Origin of the sequence: Streptomyces sp. NBC_01198 (genome assembly GCF_036010485.1) — a bacterium.
Taxonomy (GTDB): Bacteria; Actinomycetota; Actinomycetes; order Streptomycetales; family Streptomycetaceae; genus Actinacidiphila.
Genome location: NZ_CP108568.1, coordinates 2,261,060 through 2,275,398, shown reverse-complemented (window position 1 = coordinate 2,275,398; position 14,339 = coordinate 2,261,060). Strand labels below are relative to the sequence as shown.

Below are 14,339 nucleotides of genomic sequence, written 5' to 3'. Positions count from 1 at the left end.
GGTCAACGCTTCATGAGCAACCTGCCTTCTCCCCAGAGTCCGGGACCTGACGAGCCCGCCGCCCGCCCGGCGCCGTCAGGTTACGCACGCAAGCCGCGGGTCGCCGTCGTCTTCGGTGGCCGCAGCTCCGAGCACGGTGTCTCGGTGGTGACCGCGGCAAGCCTGCTGCGGGCCATCGACCGCACCAAATACGACGTCCTGCCGATCGGCATCACCACCGGGGGCCGCTGGGCGCTGACCGCCGACGCGCCCGACCGGATGGGCATCAGCGACCGCACCATGCCCACCGTGGAGCAGGTCACCGACCAGGAGGGCGCGGTCGTCCTGCCGATCGACCCGGCCAACCGCGAGGTCGTCTACACCGAGACCGGCGCCGTGCCCAAGGCACTCGGCGAGGTCGACGTCGTCTTCCCGCTGCTGCACGGCCCCTACGGCGAGGACGGCACCCTGCAGGGCCTGCTCGAACTGTCCGGTGTCCCGTACGTCGGCGCGGGCGTGCTCGCCTCCGCCGTCGGCATGGACAAGGAGTACATGAAGCGGATCTTCACCTCCTTCGGCCTGGCCGTCGGCCCCTACACCGTGGTCCGCCCGCGGGAGTGGGAGCAGGACCGGGCCGCGGTCCGCGACCGGCTGCTCGGCTTCGCCGACGACCACGGCTGGCCGCTGTTCGTGAAGCCCGCCCGCGGCGGGTCCTCCTTCGGCATCAGCAAGGTCGACGGACCCGAGGGACTGGACGCGGCCATCGCCGAGGCCCGCAGGCACGACCCGAAGCTCGTCGTGGAGGCGCTGCTGCGCGGCCGCGAGATCGAGTGCGGGGTGCTGGAGTTCGAGGACGGCCCGCGCGCCTCGGTGCCCGCCGAGATCCCGCCGGTCACCACGCACGCCTTCTACGACTTCGAGGCGAAGTACATCGACTCGGCCGAGGGCATCGTGCCCGCGCCGCTCACCCCAGATCAGACCGCCGAGGTGCGGCGGCTGGCCGTCGCCGCCTTCGAGGCCGCGTCCTGCGAGGGCCTGGTGCGGGCGGACTTCTTCCTGCTGGACAGCGGCGAGTTCGTCATCAACGAGATCAACACCATGCCGGGCTTCACCCCGATCTCGATGTACCCGCGGATGTGGCAGGAGAGCGGCGTCGACTACCCCGAACTGGTCGACCGCCTCATCCAGGCGGCGCTGCGCCGCTCCACCGGACTGCGCTGAAACGTTCCCGCCGGCCGCGCGCCGGCGGGAACCACCGCACCGCACGTCACAGCGCGGGGATCGTGCCCTTCACGGCGCCGGCCAGATCGGTCAGCGGACCGACGTCGCCCGCGTACCTCTTCGGCAGCGTCACCTCGACGTACGCCTGGCGCAGCGTCGTGGTGAGCCGCATCGTCCCGCCGGAGGCGCGCTCGATGGACCAGCCCACGCCGTCCACGTCGACGCCGTCCGCCTCGGGATTGTCGTCCACCGCCGGTCGCGGCACCCCGCAGCGCAGTACGATCGCGGGGTTCCCCCACCCGGCGATCAGCTCCGAGCGCGGCTTGAGATCATGCCGGGAGAGCCCCGCCACCTGCTGCGGCAACGCGCCCTGCAACGCACGGCAGTAACCGGCGGTACGGGCGTCAGGAACCGGTACGGCGACGGCGTCGTCACCGCTTCCTGACACCGCGAAACCGTAGGCCGCCGCCGCGGCAAGGCACGCGACGGCGGACACGTTGATGAGAACGACCCGGTGATACAGCGCCACCGGGCGAGCATATCGGGGGCTATATATGGACGACGGGACAGGTGAGGGTTCGGGTGATGCCGTCCACCTGCTGGACCTTGGCGACCACCATGCGGCCGAGCTCGTCGACCGTGTCCGCCTGGGCTCTGACGATCACGTCATAGGGTCCCGTGACGTCCTCGGCCTGAATGACGCCGTCGATCTTGGAGATCACCTCCGCTACTGCCGAGGCCTTGCCGACCTCGGTCTGGATCAGGATGTAGGCCTGTACCACGGAACCTCCAGGGCGGCTACGAGGATCATGTGGGAAGGGGGACGCCACGTTATCGCGTCGTCGCGCACAGCGGGGAGACCCGCGCGGTACCTGACCCCCGTATTGACGGGAAACACACAGCAGAACCGGCGAACGCCGAGACCTAAGGGGACGATGAGATGAAGGGGACTGTGGGAGAGTTGGGGGAGTTCGGGCTCATCAGAGAGCTGACCTCCCGCCTCACCTCGACCCCGGCCGTGAAAATCGGCCCCGGTGACGACGCGGCCGTCGTCACCGCGCCCGACCGGCGGGTGGTGGCCACCACCGACATCCTGCTGGAGGGCCGGCACTTCCGGCGCGACTGGTCCACCGCCTACGACGTCGGCCGCAAGGCCGCCGCCCAGAACCTCGCGGACATCGCCGCCATGGGCGCCGTCCCCACCGCCGTGCTGCTCGGCCTGGTCGTGCCCACCGAACTCCCCGCCACCTGGCCCGTCGAGCTGATGGACGGCATCCGCGACGAGTGCCAGGTCGCCGGCGCGGCCGTGGTCGGCGGCGACGTCGTACGCGGCGACACCATCACCGTCGCCATCACCGCTCTGGGCGACCTGCGCAACCGCGCCGCCGTCACTCGATCGGGTGCACGTCCCGGCGACGTCATCGCCGTCACCGGCTGGCTCGGCTGGTCGGCCGCCGGACTCGCCGTGCTCTCCCGCGGCTTCCGCTCCCCGCGGGCCTTCGTCGAGGCCCACCGCCGCCCGGAACCGCCCTACCACGCGGGCCCGGCGGCAGCCGAGCTCGGCGCCACCGCCATGACCGACGTCAGCGACGGCCTGGTCGCCGACCTCGGCCACATCGCCACCGCCAGCGGCACCGACATCGACCTGCGGTCCGCCGACATCGACGTACCCGCGCAGATGACCGACATCGGCCAGGCCGTCGGGGTCGACCCGCTGCACTGGGTGCTCACCGGCGGCGAGGACCACGCCATCGTCGCCGCCTTCCCGCCGGAGGTGAAGCTGCCCGCCCGCTGGCGGCTCATCGGCACGGTCGCCGCGCCGGCCGGCCGCGCCCCGCAGGTCACCGTGGACGGCGCCCCCTGGGAGAAGGCCGGCGGCTGGGACCACTTCGGCGACGACGCGTGAGCGTCCCGCCCGCAGCGCCCGCCCGGGTGCTCACCGTCGCCGGCTCCGACTCCGGCGGCGGTGCCGGCATCCAGGCCGACCTCAAGACGATGTCCGCCCTCGGCGTCCACGGCATGAGCGTGATCACCGCGGTGACCGCGCAGAACTCGCTGGGCGTGCAGGGCACCTGGGACCTGCCGTGGGAGGCGGTACGCGCGCAGTTCAGGTCCGTCGTGGACGACATCGGCGTCCAGGCGGTCAAGACCGGCATGCTCTCCTCGGCCGAACTGGCCGGCACCGTCGCCGACCTGCTCGGCGGGCTCGACGTCCCCGTCGTCGTCGACCCGGTCGGCGTCTCCAAGCACGGTGACGCCCTGCTGCGCGGCGACGCGCCCGACGTCGTACGCGACCGGCTGCTGCCGCTGGCCACCGTCGCCACCCCCAACCTGGACGAGGTCACCCGGCTCACCGGGATCGTCGTCACCGCGGAGCAGGACATGCGGGCCGCCGCCGACGCGGTGCTGGCCTGCGGCCCGCGCTGGGTCCTGATCAAGGGCGGCCACCTGCCCGCCGCCCGCGGCGAGTGCGCCGACCTGCTCTCCGACGGCCGCACCGAGCGGTGGTTCCGCGCCCCGCGGCACCCCAACCACCACACCCACGGCACCGGCTGCACCCTGGCCAGCGCGCTGGCCTCGGCCCTCGCCCTCGGCCACGACGTCCCCGCCGCGGTCGGCCTGGCGAAGTCCTACGTCACCGGCGCGATCGCGGCCGGCTTCCCGCTGGGCGCCGGCATCGGCCCGGTCGACCACGCCTGGCGCACCAGGGCACGCTGAAAAGCCGGCCCACCCGAAGGTGGACCGGCTTTCCGGAGCCGGAAGGCTGCGCCGCTGCGAGATGACGCGTCAGCGCGGACCGGGTCCCTTCCGCCCTCGCGGGCGGAGGGGGGCCACTCGCTAGCGCGAGACCTTTCCGGCCTTGATGCACGAGGTGCAGACATTGAGCCGCTTCGGCGTCTTCCCCACGACCGCGCGCACCCGCTGGATGTTGGGGTTCCAACGACGCGGGGTACGGCGGTGCGAGTGGGAAATGCTGTTGCCGAAGCCCGGCCCCTTGCCGCAGACGTCGCAGTTGGCAGCCACGGGACACTCCAAAGACTTCAGATGCATTTACGAGGAAAAGCCCGGGGGACCCCCAGGCAACCGGAGCAGCATACAACGACTGCCCCCATGCCACGAAACTACCACGCCCCGCCCCCCACCCCGCCCCCCCGCAGACCCGCGAGCAGCGCCCCAGGCCGCCCCCCACCACAACGGCCACCCCCTGAGGGGCGCGGGGAACTGCGCGCCCAGCCACGACGTCGGCGCAGCCAAGAGCCCACCGCAAGTGGCACCCCCTCAGGGCCGCGAGGAACCGCGCGACAAGCCACGACGCCGGCCGGGCCGGCACAGCGGGCGGACGGGCGGAGCCCGTCGTGCGGCTAGGCTCGGCCCGAGACAAAGCTCTCCGCAGGAGGATTCGTGCCGCCCTCGCTCGACGCACCCACGGTGCGCACTTGGTGCCGGCTCACCCTCGCCGCCCTGGGCCGCGCCCGGGAAGAGATCGACGCGATCAACGTCTATCCCGTCGCCGACGGCGACACCGGCACGAACCTCTACCTGACCGTCGAGTCCGCCGCGCAAAGCGTGGAAGCCGTCTTCGACGCCTACCCGGCAGCGGACCCGGCAGCGGACCCCGGCGTGGACCCGGCCGCAGGCCCGACGCTGCCCGAGGCGTTCCGGGCGATGTCCCACGGCGCCCTCATCGGTGCCCGAGGCAACTCCGGCACGATCCTCGCCCAGCTGCTGCGCGGCATGAACGAACCGCTCGCCGACGCCCCCGGCGGCCCGGACGCCGCCGCGCTGCGTCGCGCGCTGCGGGCCGCGGCCGACTCGGCGTACGAGGCGGTCGCCCACCCGACCGAGGGCACGATGCTCACCGTGGCGAGGGCCGCGGCAAGCGCGGCGCAGGCCGCGGACGGCGGCCTGGCCGAGGTGGTGCGCGCCGCCCACAGCGGCGCCCGGGCGGCGCTGGCCGCGACCCCGGGCCAGCTCGGCGTCCTGCGCAGCGCCGGCGTGGTCGACGCCGGCGGCCTCGGCCTGGTCGCGGTGCTCGGCGCGCTGTCGGACGCGGTGACCGGCGACGCCCCGACGCGTACCGACACCGCGACGGGCGCGGGCACCTCCTTCCGCACCGGCCCGCCGGGCGACGAGGCCTTGTCGGCGCCGGGAGCAGGCGTCACGTTCGGCGCCGCCACGCCGGACGCGCCGGCCGGCGCGGGCCCCGCTCGCAGCGAAGAGGCCGAGACAGCAGGGGCGACCTGCGAGGCGGCAGCGGGCGGCGGGCCCGCGTTCGAGGTGATCTACCTGCTGGAGGCGCCGCCCGCCGCGGTCCCGCCGCTGCGGGCCCGGCTCGACGGGCTCGGCGACTCCCTCGTCGTGGTCGGCGGCGACGGGCTGTGGAACGTCCACGTGCACGTCGACGACGTGGGCGCCGCCATCGAGGCCGGCATCGAAGCCGGCCGCCCGCACCGCATCCGCGTCACGCACTTCGGCGAGCAGGTGCGCCGCACGGCGGGCCGGCACGAGCGGGCGGTCGTGGCGCTGGTGCGCGGCGACGGGATGGCCGAGCTGTGCGCGCAGGCCGGCGCCACCGTGGTGGCCGTGCGCCCCGGCGAGCAGCCCGCGAGCGGGGAGATCGCCGCCGCGATCCGCCAGGCGCACGCGCGCGAGGTGATACTCCTGCCGAACGACACCGAACTGCGGCACGCGGCCGGCGCCGCGGTGGCGCAGGCCCGCGCCGACGGCGTACGTGTCGCCCTGATCCCCACCCGCTCCGTGGTCCAGGGCATCGCGGCGCTGGCCGTGCACGAGCCGTCGCGCCGCTTCGACGAGGACGTCGTCGCGATGACGTCGGCGGCCGGGGCCACGCGTTACGCGGAGGTCGCCGTCGCCGAGCGCGAGTCGTGGACGATGGCGGGCGTCTGCCAGGCCGGCGACGTCCTCGGCCTGATCGACGGCGACGTCGCCGTGATCGGCGCCGACGTCATGGACACCGCCGTCCACGTACTGGACAGGATGCTCGCGGCCGGCGGCGAGATGGTCACCCTCGTGCTGGGCGCCGCAGCGCCGCCCGGGCTCGCCGCCCGCCTGGAGTCGCACGTCCGCGACACCCACCTGGCGGTGGACACCGTGACCTACGACGGCGGCCAGGCGGTGTGCCCGCTGCTGATCGGCGTCGAGTAGCACCCGGCACCGCGGCCGGACGCCGGACGGCGCGGGCGGTGCCCGACCCGCCCCGGCCGGCGCGGGGGAGCCGCCGGTTTGTCAGGGGGGTGCGCCAAGATGGAGGGCGATGACTGGCAATCCGTTGGACGAACCGCTGCGCAAGCTCGTCGGCGACCGCACCGCCAAGGTGCTCGGCGAGCATCTCGACCTGCACACCACAGGGGACCTGCTGCACCACTACCCGCGGCGCTACGCCGAGCGCGGGGAGCTGACGCGGCTCGCCGAGCTGCCGGTGGACGAGTACGTGACGGTGGTGGCGCAGATCTCCAAGGCCGACAAGCGGACGTACGGCGGCGGCTCCGGCGTACGCCTCGAAGTCGTGGTCAGCGACGGCAGCGGGACGCTGACCCTGGTGTTCTTCAGCCGGGCGGCCCACGCGCACGCGCACCGGCTGATCCCGGGGCGGCGCGGGATGTTCTCCGGGAAGGTGTCGGTCTTCAACCGCACCCGGCAGCTCGCGCACCCCGACTACCAGCTGCTGGACGCCGACGACGAGGGCGAGGCGGCGGTCGACGCCTTCGCCAACCGGCTGATCCCGCTGTATCCGGCGTGCAAGCAGATCACCTCCTGGAAGATCGCGCAGGCCGTCGAGACCGCGCTCAACTCGCTCCAGGGCACCGGCTGGGCGGGCGTCGGCGAGCCGCTGCCCCGGGAGCTGCGGCAGACGCGCGGTCTCGCCCCGCTGCCCGAGGCGCTGGAGAAGGTGCACCGGCCGCGGACGAAGGCCGACATCGCGACGGCCAAGGACCGGCTGCGCTGGGACGAGGCCTTCGTGCTGCAGGTCGCGCTGGCGCGGCGGCGGGCCGCCGAGTCGGCGCTGGCCGCGGTGCCCCGCCGCCCGCCGGCGGACGGCCTTCTCGCGGCCTTCGACGCCAGGCTGCCGTTCACCCTCACCGAGGGCCAGCGCACTGTATCCACCGAGGTCTTCGCCGACCTGGCCACCGACCACCCGATGCACCGCCTGCTGCAGGGCGAGGTCGGCTCGGGCAAGACGCTGGTGGCGCTGCGGGCGATGCTCGGGGTGGTCGACGCGGGCGGCCAGGCCGCGATGCTGGCGCCGACCGAGGTGCTCGCCCAGCAGCACCACCGGTCGATCACCGAGATGATGGGCGAGCTGGCGGAGTCCGCGAGCATGCTCGGCGGCTCCGAGCTGGGCACCAAGGTGGTGCTGCTGACCGGCTCGATGGGCACCGCCGCCCGCCGGCAGGCGCTGCTCGACCTGGTGACCGGCGAGGCGGGGATCGTGGTGGGCACCCACGCCCTGATCGAGGACAAGGTCAAATTCCACGACCTGGGGCTGGTCGTGGTGGACGAGCAGCACCGCTTCGGGGTCGAGCAGCGCGACGCGCTGCGGGCGAAGGCGCCGCAGCCGCCGCACCTGCTGGTGATGACGGCGACCCCGATCCCGCGGACCGTCGCGATGACGGTCTTCGGCGACCTGGAGACCTCGGTGCTCGACCAGCTGCCCGCCGGCCGCTCACCGATCGCCACCCATGTCGTACCGGCGGCGGAGAAGCCGCACTTCCTCAGCCGGGCCTGGGAGCGGGTGCGCGAGGAGGTCGAGGGCGGGCACCAGGCGTATGTGGTGTGCCCGCGGATCGGCGACGACGAGGACGGCAAGGCCGCGGCCAAGAAGGCCGACGACGCCGAGCGCAGGCCGCCGCTCGCCGTGCTCGACGTCGCCGAGCAGATCGCCGCAGGACCGCTGCGCGGGCTGCGGGTCGAGGTGCTGCACGGGCGGATGGCGCCGGACGCCAAGGACGACGTGATGCGCCGCTTCGCGGCCGGCGAGGTGGACGTGCTGGTGGCGACCACGGTGATCGAGGTCGGGGTCAACGTGCCCAACGCCACCGCCATGGTGATCATGGACGCGGACCGCTTCGGCGTCTCGCAGCTGCACCAGCTGCGCGGCCGGGTCGGCCGCGGCTCCGCCCCCGGCCTGTGCCTGCTGGTCTCCGAGGCGCCCGAGGCGGGTCCGGCACGCGGCAGGCTGGACGCGGTGGCCGCCACCCTGGACGGCTTCGAGCTGTCCGAGATCGACCTCCAGCAGCGCCGCGAGGGCGACGTGCTGGGCCAGGCGCAGTCCGGCAGCCGGTCGTCGCTGCGGATGCTCACGGTGATGGACGACCGGGAGATCATCGAGCAGGCCCGGCTGGAGGCCGTCGCCGTGGTCGCCGCCGATCCCGAGCTGACCGGCCACCCGGACCTGCGCAGCGCACTGGAGAGCCTGCTTGACGAGGACCGCGAGCAGTATCTGGACAAGGGCTGAGCCGCGGGCCGGGGCCGGGCGGCCGCCGCCGGATAGGGTGCGAAGGATGAGGCGAAGGGTGGGCAGCACATGACGCGCGTGATCGCCGGGGCGGCCGGCGGCCGGCGGCTTGCCGTGCCGCCGGGCACCGCCACCCGGCCGACCTCGGACCGGGCCAAGGAGGGCCTGTTCTCGACCTGGCAGTCGCTGCGCGGCACCCTGGAGGGCGCCAGGGTGATGGACCTCTACGGGGGTTCCGGCGCGGTCGGGCTCGAAGCGCTGTCACGGGGCGCCGCCCACGTGCTGCTGGCCGAGGCCGACCCGCGGGCGGCCGGGACGATCCGGGAGAACGCCGCGGCGATCGGCCTGCCGGGCGCCGAGGTGCGGGCAGGGAAGGCCGAGAAGGTGGTCGCGGGACCGCCGCCGGCCGAGCCGTACGACGTGGTCTTCCTCGACCCGCCCTACGACGTCGCGGACGAGGCGCTGCGGGAGATCCTGCTCACACTCCTGGCCGGCGGCTGGCTCGCGCCCGACACACTGGTCACCGTGGAACGCAGGACCCGGGGCGGTGACTTCGGCTGGCCGGCCGGCTTCGAGGGGCTGCGCTCCCGCCGCTACGGCGAGGCGACTCTTTGGTACGGTCGCGCCGCCCAGGTTACCGCCGGGTCATGAACCCGCGGAGCAGCCGACGGCCCGCCGCGGGCCCCGGTACCCGTCCCACCGGTAACGCCCGTTCGCAGAGCGAGGAGCCAGTCATGCGCCGCGCAGTCTGTCCCGGGTCCTTCGACCCGGTCACCAACGGACACCTCGACATCATCGCCCGCGCCTCCCGGCTGTACGACGTGGTGCACGTCGCGGTGATGATCAACCAGTCCAAGCAGGGCCTGTTCGGCATCGACGAGCGGATCGCGCTCATCGAGGAGGTCACCGCCGACCTGGGGAACGTGCAGGTCGAGTCCTTCCACGGCCTGCTGGTGGACTTCTGCAAGCAGCGCGACATCCCGGCCATCGTCAAGGGCCTGCGGGCGGTCAGCGACTTCGACTACGAGCTGCAGATGGCGCAGATGAACATCGGTCTCTCCGGTGTGGAGACGCTGTTCGTGCCCACCAACCCGGCCTACAGCTTCCTGTCCTCCTCACTGGTGAAGGAAGTCGCCCAATGGGGCGGTGACATCTCCCACTTGGTGCCCGCTGCGGTTCTCGAGGCGCTGAACACCAAGCTGCGGCAGCGCTAGAGTCTTCGGCGTGGACGTCCAGAAGAAGCTCGATGAGATCGCGGCCACCGTGGCGAACGCCCGGTCGATGCCGATGTCGGCCTCCTGCGTGGTGAACCGGGCCGAGCTGCTTGCCATGCTCGACGAGGTGTCCGCCGCGCTGCCCGACTCCCTCGCCCAGGCCGAGGACCTGCTCGGCGACCGCGAGCAGATGGTCGAACAGGCCAGGGCGGAGGCCCGGCGGATCATCGACTCGGCCCACGCCGAGCGCGGCTCGCTGGTGTCCGACACCCATGTCGCCCGGCAGTCCAAGGACGAGGCCGAGCGGATCGTCGCCGAGGCCCGCCGCGAGGCCGACGAGATCCGCGCCGAGGCCGACGACTACGTCGACAGCAAGCTCGCCAACTTCGAGGTGGTCCTCACCAAGACCATCGGCTCGGTCGACCGCGGCCGCGAGAAGCTGCTCGGCCGCCACCCCGAGTTCGACGAGCAGGGCTTCCCGCTCGAGGACGACCCGGACGCCCCCGAGCGCAGCGCCGACCCCGAGACGCTGCGCCGCCGCGCCGACGAGTACGTCGACACCAAGCTCGGCGCCTTCGAGGCGGTGCTCAGCAAGACCCTAGAGGCGGTCGGCCGCGGCCGGCTCAAGCTCACCGGGCACAACCCGATCGACGACCTCGCCGCCCAGATCGCCGCGGCGGACGGCGCCGACGCCGACCCCCAGCACCACCACCGGCAGTCCGATGCCGACTACCTGGCGGGCCTGGCCGCTCCCGCGCCGGAGCAGGCCGACCTGGCGCAGTACGGCTACGACCCGCAGCCGAAGGCCGCCGAGCCCCAGCAGCAGCCGCAGCAGGACCCCGGCTACGGCTACCCGCCGCAGCCGGAGGCGTACCCGCAGCAGGGCTACGTCCAGGAGACCGGCGACGGCTACCAGCAGGAGTACGCCCAGCAGGCCGGCTACGCCGACCCGTACGCCCCGCAGCCGGGCTACGGCCAGGACCAGGGCTACGACTACAGCCAGCAGCAGGGCTACGAGCAGCAGCCCGGTTACGACCAGCAGCAGTATCCGCCGCAGATCCCGTACCAGCAGCAGGGCCAGCCCCAGGGGTACGCGCAGCCGCCGGCCGCGCTGGACGAGACCAGCTTCTTCGACACCGGGATGATCGACCTCAACCGGCTGCGGGAGCTGGAACAGGGCCGCTGACCGGTCCGGGCCAGTAGGGCCTGGAGTGCTCCGTTTGGGCGGGGGCGGCGCGTCCAGTATCCTGTCACTTCCAGCCGTGTGAATCGCCGGCGCTTCTGCCTGCCCGCCCGCAAGGGACGCGGCAGGCTGTGACCGAGGAAAGCAGGAGCCCTGAACACCCGCCTTGACCACCGCAACCCGCTCGTGTTCGACACACACGAGCTGGGCAGGCGTCCGGGCGCGATGAAGAAGGTCGCCCGCTCGGTGCCGGCCCCCGACGACCTCGGTATCGCCGATGTCATCGGGGTGCCCAAGGGCGCCACCGTCGAGCTGGACCTCCGCCTGGAGTCGGTCATGGAGGGTGTGCTCGTCACCGGCACCGCCCATGCACCGGTCACGGGGGAGTGCGTAAGGTGTCTGGAGCCCGTCGAGCGCGAGCTGGACGCGGAATTCCAGGAGATGTTCTCCTACCCCGACGCCGACACCCGGACCGCCCGCAGGGACGAAGCCGGTGACGACGCCGAGGACGAGGACACGCTTGTACTAGAGGACGACCTGTTCGACCTCGAACCTGTGCTGCGAGACGCGGTGGTGCTCGCACTGCCGATGCAGCCGGTGTGCCGGGAGGACTGCGCGGGCCTGTGCTCCACCTGTGGAGCGCGGCTCGCCGACGACCCGGACCACCACCACGCGGTCACCGACATCCGGTGGGCGGCGCTGAAGGATCTCACCGTGGATCCGACGACCCAGCAGAACGGTGCCGGAAACGGCTCCGACGACGATCAGGAGAAGTAGCCGTGGCTGTTCCCAAGCGGAAGATGTCGCGCAGCAACACGCGCCACCGCCGTTCGCAGTGGAAGGCTGCGCCCGTGAGCCTGGTGGCGTGCGAGCGCTGCCACGAGCCGAAGCTGCAGCACATCGCGTGCCCCAACTGCGGCACCTACAACCGCCGTCAGGTCCTCGACGTCTGATCGGCAGGTGACAGGCTCCATGTCAGACGCCTCAGCGCCGAAGCAGGCCGCGACGGACGCCGCGACGGAAACAGCCTCGTCCCACCCGCTTCTGGAAGGGCGGCTCGGGTATCACCTCGAGCCCGCCCTTCTGGTACGTGCGCTCACCCACCGCTCGTACGCGTACGAGAACGGCGGGCTGCCCACCAACGAGCGGCTGGAGTTCCTCGGGGACTCCGTGCTCGGCCTGGTGGTCACCGACACCCTCTACCGCACCCACCCCGACCTGCCCGAGGGCCAACTGGCCAAGCTGCGGGCCGCGGTGGTCAACTCGCGAGCGCTCGCGGGCGTGAGCCGGGGTCTCGACCTCGGCGCGTTCATCCGCCTGGGCCGCGGTGAAGAGGGCACCGGCGGGCGGGACAAGGCCTCGATCCTCGCGGACACCCTCGAAGCGGTGATCGGCGCCGTCTATCTCGACCAGGGCCTCGACGCGGCCTCCGAGCTGGTGCACCGGCTCTTCGACCCGCTCATCGAGGAGTCCTCCAACCTGGGCGCGGGCCTGGACTGGAAGACCAGCCTCCAGGAGCTCACCGCGAGCGAGAGCCTGGGCGTACCCGAATACGTCGTCTCCGAGTCGGGCCCCGACCACGAGAAGACCTTCACGGCTGCCGCCCGCGTCGGTGGTGTCGAGTACGGCACCGGCACCGGCCGCAGCAAGAAGGAAGCCGAGCAGCAGGCGGCCGAGGCCGCCTGGCGCTCCATCCGCAAGACCTCGGCCACCGCGAGCTGACCGCGCACCCCTCCTCGGGGGGCGCCCCCGGCCGCGGTGGTCCGCGGTCCCTTTACGCGAGGCGGCGCCTTCCAGGGGCGCGGGGAACTGCGCGACCCGCCCCCACCGGGGGCGCGGGTCGTCACCGGCCCGAAGGGGCTGTTCGGTCCGTGCCGGACCACCCGCCTGTGGTGGGCTGAGCGCGCAGTTCCCCGCGCCCCCCTGGAGCACCCCTGCCGTAGGGGGAACCGCAGAATCCCCCACCCCCCCGGGAGGGGCGTGGCACCGTGTGGAGGTAAGGCATGCCGGAGCTGCCGGAAGTGGAAGTGGTGCGGCGGGGGCTGGAGCGCTGGGCGGCGGGGCGGACCGTCGCGACGGTGAGCGTCCTGCACCCGCGCGCCGTCCGCCGGCACGCCGCAGGCCCCGCCGACTTCGCGGCCCGGCTGCGCGGCACCGAGCTGGGCGTACCGCACCGCAGGGGCAAGTACCTGTGGCTGCCGGTCACGCAGGAGGAGTCCCTGCTCGCCCACCTGGGCATGAGCGGCCAGTTCCTCATCCGCCCCACCACGGCCCCGCCGGAACCGCACCTGCGGGTCCGCTTCACCTTCGCCGACAGCGACGACACCGACCTGCGCTTCGTGGACCAGCGCACCTTCGGCGGCCTGTCGCTGCAGGAGACGGTCCCCGGCGACCCCGAGAACCTGCCGCAGGCGCTGGCGCACATCGCGCGCGACCCGCTGGACCCGGAATTCGACGAGGACGCCTTCCACGCGGCCCTGCGCCGCAAGCGCACCACCGTCAAGCGGGCGCTGCTCGACCAGAGCCTGATCAGCGGGGTCGGCAACATCTACGCCGACGAGGCGCTGTGGCGCAGCAAGCTGCACTACGAGCGCCCCACCGCCGGCCTGACCCGCCCCCGTACCGCGGAGCTGGTCCGGCACATCCGCGAGGTGATGGGCGACGCGCTGGCCGCCGGCGGCACCAGCTTCGACAGCATGTACGTCAACGTGAACGGCGAGTCCGGCTACTTCGACCGCTCACTGGACGCCTACGGCCGCGAGGGCCTGCCCTGCCGCCGCTGCGGTACGCCGATCCGGCGCCGGGCGTGGATGAACAGGTCGAGCTACTTCTGCCCGCACTGTCAGCCGGTGCCGCGCCTCGCGTCGTAGGCCCGCTGGGCGGCCAGCACTTCCGGCATCCGCTCCTCGACCAGGCCGATCAGGGCGAGCACCCGGTCCGCGGTGTCCGCGCCGAGCTCGGTGAGCCGGTATTCGACATGCGGCGGATTCGTCGGCCGGGCGTCCCTGACGACCAGCCCGTCCCGCTCCAGCGCGTGCAGCGTCTGCGAGAGCATCTTCTCGCTGACCCCGTCGACCCGCCGCCGCAACTCGTTGAACCGCAGCGTGCCGTCCCGCAGCGCCCCCAGCGTCAGGCTTCCCCAGCGCCCGGTCACATCCCCCAGCATGAACCGCGACGGGCACCCCCGCGCGAAGACATCGAACCCGCCCTCCCCGCCGCCCGCCTCACCCATCCCGCGAGCGTACCCCGCCACAGCGCCACCCAG

At 73.1% G+C, this 14,339-nt stretch carries 16 protein-coding genes; 12 read left to right on the top strand and 4 right to left on the bottom strand.

The annotated features are described in order from the left end of the window. Positions 1–12: 12 nt before the first annotated feature. Complete coding sequence (locus tag OG702_RS10115) at positions 13–1,200, top strand: D-alanine--D-alanine ligase family protein (RefSeq protein WP_327288522.1); 1,188 nt, start codon at positions 13–15, stop codon at positions 1,198–1,200. A gap of 46 nt (positions 1,201–1,246) precedes the next feature. On the opposite strand, the gene OG702_RS10110 is transcribed toward OG702_RS10115, so the two are convergent. Beyond that, the gene (locus OG702_RS10110; RefSeq protein WP_327288521.1) at positions 1,247–1,729 is read right to left on the bottom strand and encodes a DUF3515 domain-containing protein; all 483 of its coding nucleotides are present in this window, start codon (positions 1,727–1,729) and stop codon (positions 1,247–1,249) included. Positions 1,730–1,748: 19 nt separating this feature from the next. Next, a complete protein-coding gene (locus OG702_RS10105) occupies positions 1,749–1,982 on the bottom strand; it encodes an Lrp/AsnC family transcriptional regulator (RefSeq protein WP_033173093.1) in 234 nt (77 codons plus the stop codon). A 158-nt stretch (positions 1,983–2,140) separates the two neighbouring features. Here OG702_RS10105 and OG702_RS10100 point away from each other — a divergent pair, with 158 nt between their 5' ends. Then, positions 2,141–3,106, top strand: coding sequence for a thiamine-phosphate kinase (locus OG702_RS10100; RefSeq protein ID WP_327288520.1), 966 nt, complete (start codon positions 2,141–2,143; stop codon positions 3,104–3,106). Further along, positions 3,103–3,918, top strand: coding sequence for a bifunctional hydroxymethylpyrimidine kinase/phosphomethylpyrimidine kinase (gene thiD / locus OG702_RS10095; protein WP_327288519.1), 816 nt, complete (start codon positions 3,103–3,105; stop codon positions 3,916–3,918). Before OG702_RS10100 ends, thiD begins: the two co-directional genes overlap by 4 nt. A 120-nt stretch (positions 3,919–4,038) precedes the next feature. Here the strand turns inward: thiD and rpmB are convergent, their stop codons facing one another. Further along, entirely contained in the window at positions 4,039–4,224 is a 186-nt protein-coding gene (gene rpmB, locus OG702_RS10090) for a 50S ribosomal protein L28 (RefSeq protein ID WP_033173090.1), read from the bottom strand. Positions 4,225–4,602: 378 nt separating this feature from the next. Here rpmB and OG702_RS10085 point away from each other — a divergent pair, with 378 nt between their 5' ends. From OG702_RS10085 to mutM, 9 genes are all read left to right on the top strand, one after another. After that, positions 4,603–6,366, top strand: a complete 1,764-nt coding sequence (locus OG702_RS10085) for a DAK2 domain-containing protein (RefSeq protein WP_327288518.1) — start codon at positions 4,603–4,605, stop codon at positions 6,364–6,366. 109 nt (positions 6,367–6,475) lie between these two features. Then, entirely contained in the window at positions 6,476–8,677 is a 2,202-nt protein-coding gene (gene recG / locus OG702_RS10080) for an ATP-dependent DNA helicase RecG (protein ID WP_327288516.1), read from the top strand. Positions 8,678–8,746: 69 nt separating this feature from the next. Continuing rightward, positions 8,747–9,328: a 16S rRNA (guanine(966)-N(2))-methyltransferase RsmD gene (gene rsmD, locus OG702_RS10075; protein ID WP_327288515.1), complete on the top strand. Its 582-nt coding sequence runs from the start codon at positions 8,747–8,749 to the stop codon at positions 9,326–9,328. Positions 9,329–9,411: 83 nt separating this feature from the next. After that, positions 9,412–9,891 (top strand): pantetheine-phosphate adenylyltransferase, encoded by a 480-nt coding sequence (gene coaD, locus OG702_RS10070; RefSeq protein ID WP_327288514.1) that lies wholly within the window; start codon positions 9,412–9,414, stop codon positions 9,889–9,891. Between the two features lie 10 nt (positions 9,892–9,901). Further along, the gene (locus tag OG702_RS10065; protein WP_327288513.1) at positions 9,902–11,077 is read left to right on the top strand and encodes an ATP synthase F0 subunit B; all 1,176 of its coding nucleotides are present in this window, start codon (positions 9,902–9,904) and stop codon (positions 11,075–11,077) included. Positions 11,078–11,227: 150 nt separating this feature from the next. Further along, positions 11,228–11,851 carry a YceD family protein gene (locus OG702_RS10060; protein WP_327293165.1) on the top strand — a complete coding sequence of 208 codons (624 nt, stop codon included), beginning with the start codon at positions 11,228–11,230 and terminating at the stop codon, positions 11,849–11,851. 2 nt (positions 11,852–11,853) lie between these two features. After that, positions 11,854–12,027 (top strand): 50S ribosomal protein L32, encoded by a 174-nt coding sequence (gene rpmF, locus OG702_RS10055; protein ID WP_073500419.1) that lies wholly within the window; start codon positions 11,854–11,856, stop codon positions 12,025–12,027. A 19-nt stretch (positions 12,028–12,046) separates the two neighbouring features. Continuing rightward, complete coding sequence (rnc, locus tag OG702_RS10050; protein ID WP_327288512.1) at positions 12,047–12,796, top strand: ribonuclease III; 750 nt, start codon at positions 12,047–12,049, stop codon at positions 12,794–12,796. A gap of 281 nt (positions 12,797–13,077) precedes the next feature. Then, the gene (gene mutM, locus OG702_RS10045; RefSeq protein ID WP_327288511.1) at positions 13,078–13,944 is read left to right on the top strand and encodes a bifunctional DNA-formamidopyrimidine glycosylase/DNA-(apurinic or apyrimidinic site) lyase; all 867 of its coding nucleotides are present in this window, start codon (positions 13,078–13,080) and stop codon (positions 13,942–13,944) included. On the opposite strand, the gene OG702_RS10040 is transcribed toward mutM, so the two are convergent. Continuing rightward, entirely contained in the window at positions 13,917–14,306 is a 390-nt protein-coding gene (locus OG702_RS10040; protein ID WP_327288510.1) for a winged helix-turn-helix transcriptional regulator, read from the bottom strand. The two genes, mutM and OG702_RS10040, sit on opposite strands and share 28 nt — an antisense overlap. Between the last annotated feature and the right edge of the window lie 33 nt (positions 14,307–14,339).

Coding starts and splice junctions, on each gene's coding strand:
- OG702_RS10115 (WP_327288522.1), top strand. CDS start 13: ATGAGCAACCTGCCTTCTCCCCAGAGTCCGGGACCTGACGAGCCCGCC.
- OG702_RS10100 (WP_327288520.1), top strand. CDS start 2,141: ATGAAGGGGACTGTGGGAGAGTTGGGGGAGTTCGGGCTCATCAGAGAG.
- recG (WP_327288516.1), top strand. CDS start 6,476: ATGACTGGCAATCCGTTGGACGAACCGCTGCGCAAGCTCGTCGGCGAC.
- rsmD (WP_327288515.1), top strand. CDS start 8,747: ATGACGCGCGTGATCGCCGGGGCGGCCGGCGGCCGGCGGCTTGCCGTG.
- coaD (WP_327288514.1), top strand. CDS start 9,412: ATGCGCCGCGCAGTCTGTCCCGGGTCCTTCGACCCGGTCACCAACGGA.
- rnc (WP_327288512.1), top strand. CDS start 12,047: ATGTCAGACGCCTCAGCGCCGAAGCAGGCCGCGACGGACGCCGCGACG.
- mutM (WP_327288511.1), top strand. CDS start 13,078: ATGCCGGAGCTGCCGGAAGTGGAAGTGGTGCGGCGGGGGCTGGAGCGC.
- OG702_RS10040 (WP_327288510.1), bottom strand. CDS start 14,306: ATGGGTGAGGCGGGCGGCGGGGAGGGCGGGTTCGATGTCTTCGCGCGG.